At 66.4% G+C, this 4,625-nt stretch carries 4 protein-coding genes, 1 tRNA gene and 1 rRNA gene; 4 read left to right on the top strand and 2 right to left on the bottom strand.

Going from position 1 to position 4,625, the window contains the following annotated elements:
* Positions 1 to 112: 112 nt before the first annotated feature.
* A 5S ribosomal RNA gene (gene rrf, locus VJ811_RS06595) occupies positions 113 to 227 on the top strand.
* Positions 228 to 358: 131 nt separating this feature from the next.
* Positions 359 to 435 (top strand) — tRNA-Met (locus tag VJ811_RS06590).
* Positions 436 to 667: 232 nt separating this feature from the next.
* Here VJ811_RS06590 and VJ811_RS06585 read toward each other — a convergent pair.
* Complete coding sequence (locus tag VJ811_RS06585) at positions 668 to 1,960, bottom strand: Hsp70 family protein (protein WP_324071462.1); 1,293 nt, start codon at positions 1,958 to 1,960, stop codon at positions 668 to 670.
* Positions 1,961 to 2,046: 86 nt separating this feature from the next.
* Positions 2,047 to 2,637, bottom strand: a complete 591-nt coding sequence (locus VJ811_RS06580; RefSeq protein WP_324071461.1) for a TetR/AcrR family transcriptional regulator — start codon at positions 2,635 to 2,637, stop codon at positions 2,047 to 2,049.
* Positions 2,638 to 2,744: 107 nt separating this feature from the next.
* Between VJ811_RS06580 and VJ811_RS06575 the strand changes: the two genes are divergently transcribed.
* Together VJ811_RS06575 and VJ811_RS06570 are read left to right on the top strand one after the other, a co-directional pair.
* Complete coding sequence (locus VJ811_RS06575; RefSeq protein WP_324071460.1) at positions 2,745 to 4,172, top strand: efflux transporter outer membrane subunit; 1,428 nt, start codon at positions 2,745 to 2,747, stop codon at positions 4,170 to 4,172.
* The coding region (locus VJ811_RS06570) for a biotin/lipoyl-binding protein (protein ID WP_324071459.1) at positions 4,172 to 4,625 on the top strand (454 nt) is incomplete at its 3' end. The genes VJ811_RS06575 and VJ811_RS06570, both read left to right, overlap by 1 nt.

Genomic DNA, 4,625 nt, shown 5'->3' with positions numbered 1-4,625 from the left:
CCCGCCATCAACGACAAGCCTGACTGGTTTGTCCGCGATAGTGGATGATTGATCATACAAATATTGCACGGACATCGATTGAAACCCTTTTTGACCCACGCCGGCTTCATTGCTTGGTGACCATGGCGTCAGTGACCCACCCGATCCCATCTCGAACTCGGCCGTGAAACCTGACAGCGCCGATGGTACTACCGCTTAAGCGTTGGAAGAGTAGGACGTCGCCAGGCATTGCAGCCGGCGTAAGGTCGAAAAAGGAAGACCCATTCACAAAGTTAGAGGCCGGCAGCGATGCCGGCCTTTTGCTGTTTTTGCGGTCTGTCTCGGTTGAAAATCGGGGCATTGAACCGCATATTGGTGGCGCGGGATGGAGCAGCCCGGTAGCTCGTCAGGCTCATAACCTGAAGGTCGTAGGTTCAAATCCTACTCCCGCAACCACCACAAATCTCAGCGAACCCAAGTGAACGCCAACATTTGTGCGTGCCCCCGCGCTGGCGGGATCAATCGCAATCATCAAAAAGCCCGCTTTTCCTTCTGGGATGGCGGGCTTTCTTGCGTTTCGCACGCGCGGGCGCCGGCGAGCATGCCGATATCCGGATTCCCCTCGCTATTTTCCTTCGGGAACGACGATCTCGAGCCCGGCAGAGCCGCCCGGGTTCGATCGACCCGATCAGGCCGCCCATTCGGCCGGGTCGGATTCCTCGCCGATCAGGGCGAGCCCGTGCGCGATCGAGGTCAACTCGCCGCCGGTCGCGATACGCTCTTCGCCGAAACGGCGGTCGAACATCGCGCGGATCGCGGGGATCAGCGACGAGCCGCCGGTCAGAAAGACGCGGTCGATCGCCGCGGGCGCGATGCCCGCGCGCGCGAGCGCCTGTTCCATCGCCGCCTCGATGCGGCGAAGATCGTCGGCGATCCATTGCTCGAAATCGGCGCGCCGCACGTCGGCCCCGATCTCGATTCCGCCACCGGCGAAATGAAATTCGGCGTGATCGCTGCTTGAAAGAGCGCGCTTGAGCTTGCCCACAGCGTCATAGAGCGGGAAGCCCTGCTCATGCTCGATCAGCGCGATCATGCGGCCGATCAGGTCGGGCCGCTCGGCGTCGCGCTGGAGGCGGCGGATTTCCTCGATCGTGCGGCGGTTGCGCATCATCGCGAGCCGCGACCAGTCACCGAAATCGGCGAAATAGCCGCCGGGGATTTCGAGCAGCTTGTCGAACGAGCGATATTGGCTGCCCTTGCCGAGCAGCGGCAGCACTAGCCGGTCGACGATGCGGTAATCGAAGCGGTCGCCCGCGATGCCGATCCCCGACGAGGCGAGCGGCACGCAGCGCCGCGGACTCCCGGGCTCGGCGACGCGGACGATCGAAAAGTCGGTGGTGCCGCCGCCGAAGTCGGCGACGAGGATCGTCGCCGGCTCGGTCAGGCGCGAGGCATAGCTGTGCGCGGCGCCGAGCGGTTCGTGGACATAATAGATTTCGGTCCCGAACGCCGCGAGCATCGCGTCGTAACGCTGGCGCGCGAGTTCGGCGTCGGGCCGCGCGCCGGCATATTCGACCGGACGGCCGACGATGATACGGCGCGGCCGCTCGTCGAGCGCGCCGCCGGCATGCGCGACGAGGCGCTGGAGGAACAGGCGCCCCATATCCTCGAAGCGGAACGGCTTGTTGAAGATCATCGCGCGCTCGAACAGCGGGCTCGCGGCGACGCTCTTGAACGACTGGATGAAGCGGCTGTCGAGCGGCGACTGGAGATATTCATCGATCGCCCACGGGCCCGCCTCGTGCGCGATGCCGTTCCAGCCGCGTTCCTCTTCCCAGAAGCAGAGCGCCGAGCGGAACACCGCGTCGCCCGCGTCGCCGAACGCGACCAGTTCGGTGCCGCCCTCGCCATCGGCGAGCGCGACGACGCTGTTCGTCGTGCCGAAATCGAGGCCGAGCGCGCTCGCGGCCGCCTTGTCCATGACATGCTCCTGTAGCTGGGGATCCCGGTCGGGGGGCGGCGCCTATTGCACAGGAGGGCGGGGGGAGCAAGTTTCCGCGGCGACGGTCAGCCTTCGGGCCCCCACGCGCGACAGAAGGCGTCGACCGCGGCGTCGACATCGCCCCGAAGGCGATCGAGGTCGCGGCTTTCGGGAAGGTTGAGCATCGCGAATTGATAGACGCCCGACTGACAAAGGCCGGTGAATTGCTGCACCGCGCGCATCGGATCGCCCATTCGAATCTCGCCGCGCACCATCTTTTCGCCCACCCAGACGGCCGCGCGCGCCTTGCCGCGTCGCGGGCCGCGCTCGTAGAATGTCTCGGCGAGGTGCGGGAAACGTTCGGCTTCGCCGACGACGAGGCGAAAAAGCGACAGGATCGGCGTCGCGGTCAGCTTGGTCATCAGCAGATTGCCGAATACCCGCAGTACATCGGGAACCGGCTCCTCAAGCGGCAGATCGATAGCGAGCGCGTCGCCATATTGCGCGACGATATCGTCGACGACCGCGGCGAACAGATCCTCCTTCGACGGGAAATAGGTCCAGAGCGTCGTTTTCGACCCGCCGACCTTGCTCGCGATCGACGACATCGTCGTCCCCGCATAACCATTGGCAAAGAACAGCTCGCGCGCGGCGTCGACAAACGCTTTACGGCGCATCGTCGCGGCATCGTCGAGGGCAGGCGTACTATCTGGTATCATTTCGATTGACAACGCATCCTCCGAAGTCCATTTGCGCATGATACCAGCTAGTATCGTTGGAAGCTATGCCCCGGACAATTTTTCTCTCCACCGCTGTTTTCGGCCTGCTTGCGGGCTGCGCGAGCGTTCCCGACCTTGGGCCAAAGCCGGTTCCGGCGGCGGCCGAGTCGCTGGAATCGAACGCGACATTCGCCAGCGCACAGGGTGCGTGGCCCGGTGAAGGTTGGTGGCAGGGCTTTGGCGGTGCCCAGCTCGATGCGCTGATCGAGGAAGGGCTCAAGGGCTCGCCCGATGTCGCGATCGCCGCCGCGCGGGTCAGCGCGGCCGAGGCGATGGCGCAGCAGGCGGGCGCCGCGTTGCTGCCGCGCGTCGGCGCCGAGGCGAGCGCGGGCGGCGTCCAGCAGAGCAAGAATATGGGCATTCCGCCCGAATTCGTGCCCGACGGCATTCAGGATACCGGCCATATCGCCGCGACCTTCAGCTTCAACCTCGACTTGTGGGGCCGCAACCGCGCGGCGCTCGCTGCTGCGACGTCGGAAGCCGAGGCAGCGCGCGTCGACGCGGCGCAGGCGCGGCTGATGCTCACCACCGGGATCGCGTCGGCCTATGCCGATCTCGCCGGTTATTATCATGCGCTCGACGTCGCCAATGATGCGGTGCGCGTCCGCACCGCGAGTGCCGACCTGTCGGGCGAGCGCGCCCGCGCGGGGATCGAAAATCAGGCGAGCCAGCGGCAGGCCGAAAGCCGCGCCGCCTCGGCACGCGCCGACGTCGTTGCGCTCGAAGAAGCGATCGCGACGACGCGCAACCGGCTCGCCGCGCTCATCGGTGCCGGGCCCGATCGCGGCCTGTCGATCGCGCGCCCCCAGATGGCGCGCCCGTCGCTCGGTCTGCCAGGCAATGCGGGGATCGACCTGATCGGGCGGCGTCCCGATATCGTCGCGGCGCGGCTGCGATCCGAAGCCGCCGCGAAGCGCATCGATGTCGCGCGCGCCGATTTTTATCCCAATGTCAGCCTGTCGGCGCTCGTCGGGCTCCAGTCGCTAGGGCTCTCCAACCTGTTCAAATCGGGGTCCGAATATGGCAATGGCGGCGCTGCGATCAGCCTTCCGATCTTTGAGGGCGGGCGGCTGCAGGGCCAATACCGCGGATCACGCGCCGATTATGATGTCGCGGTTGCGACCTATGACCGCACGCTGATCGGGGCGCTGCGCGATGTCGCCGACATCGTGGCGAGCCGCGCCGCGACCGAACGTCAGCTTGTGGGGCGGCGCGAGGCGCTGACCGCCGCCGCCGAAGCCTCGAAGCTCGCCGGACTGCGTTACCGCGCCGGCCTTTCGAACCAGATCGTCCAGCTCACCGCCGAGGACAGCATGGTGGCCTTGAGCCGCGCCGTCGCCGACCTCGAAGCCCGCCAGCTCTCGCTCGATATCGCCCTGATCCGCGCGCTTGGCGGCGGATATCGGGCCGCCAATTCAACAGGAGACGAATGATGGCCGACGAAACGGCTGCAGCTGTAACCGACGCTCCCGAAGCCAGCCCCGAAGTCAACGGCGCCAGGCGGAAGAAGCTCCTGCGCATCCTCGCAATCGTCGTGGTGACGGTCGGGGTCCTGTGGGGCCTCTGGTATTTCCTGACCCAAGCCGGGCGCGTCCACACCGACAACGCCTATGTCGGCGCCGACTCGGCGCAGGTCACCGCGCTCGTTTCGGGTCCGGTCAAGGAAGTGCGCGTCAGCGGGACGCAGGCGGTGAAAAAGGGCGACATCCTCGTCATCCTCGATGACGCCGACCAGCGGATCGCGGTCGCCGACGCCGAGGCGGCCTTGCGCCTCGCGCGCCAACGTTATGGACAGGCCGATGCGACCGCCGAGGCGGCGCGCGCGCGCGTCGCGGCACGCGGCGCCGATATCGCACAGGCGCGCGCGCGGCTGCGCGACGCCAATG

Origin of the sequence: Sphingopyxis sp. (assembly GCF_035250425.1) — a bacterium.
Taxonomy (GTDB): Bacteria; Pseudomonadota; Alphaproteobacteria; order Sphingomonadales; family Sphingomonadaceae; genus Sphingopyxis.
This window is presented reverse-complemented; position numbering and strand designations above follow the sequence as displayed.

Excerpts from the sequence above, each read along its gene's own strand:
- VJ811_RS06575 (WP_324071460.1), top strand. The coding sequence starts at position 2,745 with ATGCCCCGGACAATTTTTCTCTCCACCGCTGTTTTCGGCCTGCTTGCG.
- VJ811_RS06585 (WP_324071462.1), bottom strand. The coding sequence starts at position 1,960 with ATGGACAAGGCGGCCGCGAGCGCGCTCGGCCTCGATTTCGGCACGACG.
- VJ811_RS06580 (WP_324071461.1), bottom strand. The coding sequence starts at position 2,637 with ATGCGCCGTAAAGCGTTTGTCGACGCCGCGCGCGAGCTGTTCTTTGCC.